Origin of the sequence: Aeromonas sp. Y289-2 (genome assembly GCF_027705925.1) — a bacterium.
Classification (GTDB): Bacteria; Pseudomonadota; Gammaproteobacteria; order Enterobacterales; family Aeromonadaceae; genus Aeromonas; species Aeromonas veronii.
Genome location: NZ_JAPDCH010000040.1, coordinates 1 through 1,980, shown reverse-complemented (window position 1 = coordinate 1,980; position 1,980 = coordinate 1). Strand labels below are relative to the sequence as shown.

Below are 1,980 nucleotides of genomic sequence, written 5' to 3'. Positions count from 1 at the left end.
AACCCACCGAAGCGAATTAAGCGTAATCGCCTAACCGCAGTAGGAATCCCCGTCCTTTAGGGCGGGGAGGATGTCAAGGTTTCAAATTGGGTTTGTAGGCCTGACCGAGTCGCTCGTTCAGGCGGATCAGAAAATCCTCGATCCGCGCCCGGTTGGTACCCAAGTCGCTGCGCCCCTGACGGGAGGCCGATCGCATATCGATGCGAGTCTCTTTCGGGCCGGCAAAGACCCGCAGCGCCACATCATCCTGAAAGCCGAACCAGCCGGTGGTGACCACTGCATCCAGACCATCCGGGCTCGGTCGTACCTGCCAGCCCAGCTCCTGCATCAGTTCGCTGGCTTCAATCACCACTTCGGCAGGGGAGGCCCTGGTAAAGAGAGGACCGGGTTTTGCCTCAACTGCTTTCAGCGGGGCGCTATTAATTGGCAGATCCTGCTCGGTTCTAAGCTCCGCCGCCCAGCGCAGCAGGGGGGGATTGTAGGGATCGGTACTCACATCGTTGATCAGCGGCATGCGCAGCGCCTGCACCACAAAGAGCAGCGGCAGCAACAGCGGCAAGGCGCCAAAGCCGTTGGCGTAGCGGTTGCGGCTCCAGGGCAGGCGCACCAGCAGGATAAGGGAGACAAGCGCTCCGATGAGACAGATCGCAAAACCTATCCACCAGGGCCAGAGATGGAAGCGGCTGCCGAGGGCGCCAGCGAGCGGGAGTAACCAGGCCAGCAGGGGCCACAAGCAAGAGCGGGGCATAGCACGGGATCCATCGTCGAATGTGGACAATGCCGAGAAGGATAAACTTAATTGTCTGATAACGTTAGTAAATTGATGCGAGTTTGGCGTTGTTTCAGCCAGTTTTGCGAGGGGGGATGCAGAGGTCGGTGAAGCCCGCCTGATGCGAGCTTCACCGAGAGAATGGTCAGTTGCGATGGTTTAATTGCGATAGAGCACTTTGATCAGATGGAAGCCGAACTTGGTGCGCACCGGCCCCAGTACCTTGAGCAGTTCGCCCTTGAATACGGCATCGTCGAAGGGCTTGACCATATCCCCTTTATTGAACTCCCCCAGATCGCCGCTACGTTTTGCAGAGGCGCAGGTGGAGAAGCGCTTGGCCATCTGGCCGAAGTCGGCTCCCTTCTCGATCTTCTCCTTGATCTCCATACACTGTTTTTCGGTCTTGACCAGAATGTGCTGGGCACAGGCTTTTTTCATCGGGGCGCTCCTGGGCGTGATGGCGAAGGTTGTTAATGCCAAGTGTGGTGGCAAATGGGGGCGCAAGAGTACCCCAATTTGCCACCGGCGTCAGCCATCGCAGCCCGCCGTTTACCGGCGCTGGTCAGCCCTATTATTGGCGAGCGCGGGTGGCTAGCACGGCGCGGGGGCGAGCTTGCCAGATGATCTCCAGCCCGAGCAGGGCGTAGAGGCTCCAGATGGCCAGCGGATTGAGCCACTCGCCCCCCAGTTGCAGGGTCATCAGGGCGCAACCTGCCAGCAGCAAGGTGATGCCTGGCAGCCGCCAGTGGGCGGGCAGCGGGGCCAGCATCGCCATCGCCAGCAGAATACCGAGGCCAAACGGCAGATTCAGGGCGGTAAAGGCCAGTGCCTGTTGGCCACTCATGCCGGTCAGCAGGGCCAGCAGGGCGCTGCAACAGGCGAGGAAGGTGATGAACTCGAGACGATCGGCAATATAGTCAGCCATCTGTTCGCTACGTGTATGCATGATGTGTCTCCTTCAGTTGATGGTTCAAGTGTGAGGGAGTGACGTCTGCAAAGGCAGCGGGATAATTCGATTGCGCTGAACGAGCAATTCTTAATCACCCGCTACGGCGGGCTTTGGCGTGTGCCGGGCCTGCTAAACCGTGAGGGTGGGGCGATGCCGACAAACTCTGTCGTGGTGGGTTTCTGGTGTTGACATCCTCCCCGCCCTAAAGGACGGGGATTCCTACTGCGGTTAGGCGATTACGCTTAATTCGCTTCGGTGGGTT

General features: G+C 59.2%; 3 protein-coding genes. All 3 read right to left on the bottom strand.

Annotation, left to right across the window (positions count from 1 at the left end):
• Positions 1 to 73: 73 nt before the first annotated feature.
• Positions 74 to 748, bottom strand: coding sequence for a DUF1499 domain-containing protein (locus OKC43_RS21585; RefSeq protein WP_042657101.1), 675 nt, complete (start codon positions 746 to 748; stop codon positions 74 to 76).
• Positions 749 to 928: 180 nt separating this feature from the next.
• On the bottom strand, positions 929 to 1,207 hold the full coding sequence (locus OKC43_RS21580) for a peptidylprolyl isomerase (RefSeq protein WP_042657102.1): 279 nt from the start codon (positions 1,205 to 1,207) through the stop codon (positions 929 to 931).
• A 133-nt stretch (positions 1,208 to 1,340) separates the two neighbouring features.
• Entirely contained in the window at positions 1,341 to 1,715 is a 375-nt protein-coding gene (locus OKC43_RS21575; protein ID WP_270657741.1) for a hypothetical protein, read from the bottom strand.
• Positions 1,716 to 1,980: the final 265 nt, after the last annotated feature.

Excerpts from the sequence above, each read along its gene's own strand:
- OKC43_RS21580 (WP_042657102.1), bottom strand. The coding sequence starts at position 1,207 with ATGAAAAAAGCCTGTGCCCAGCACATTCTGGTCAAGACCGAAAAACAG.
- OKC43_RS21585 (WP_042657101.1), bottom strand. The coding sequence starts at position 748 with ATGCCCCGCTCTTGCTTGTGGCCCCTGCTGGCCTGGTTACTCCCGCTC.
- OKC43_RS21575 (WP_270657741.1), bottom strand. The coding sequence starts at position 1,715 with ATGCATACACGTAGCGAACAGATGGCTGACTATATTGCCGATCGTCTC.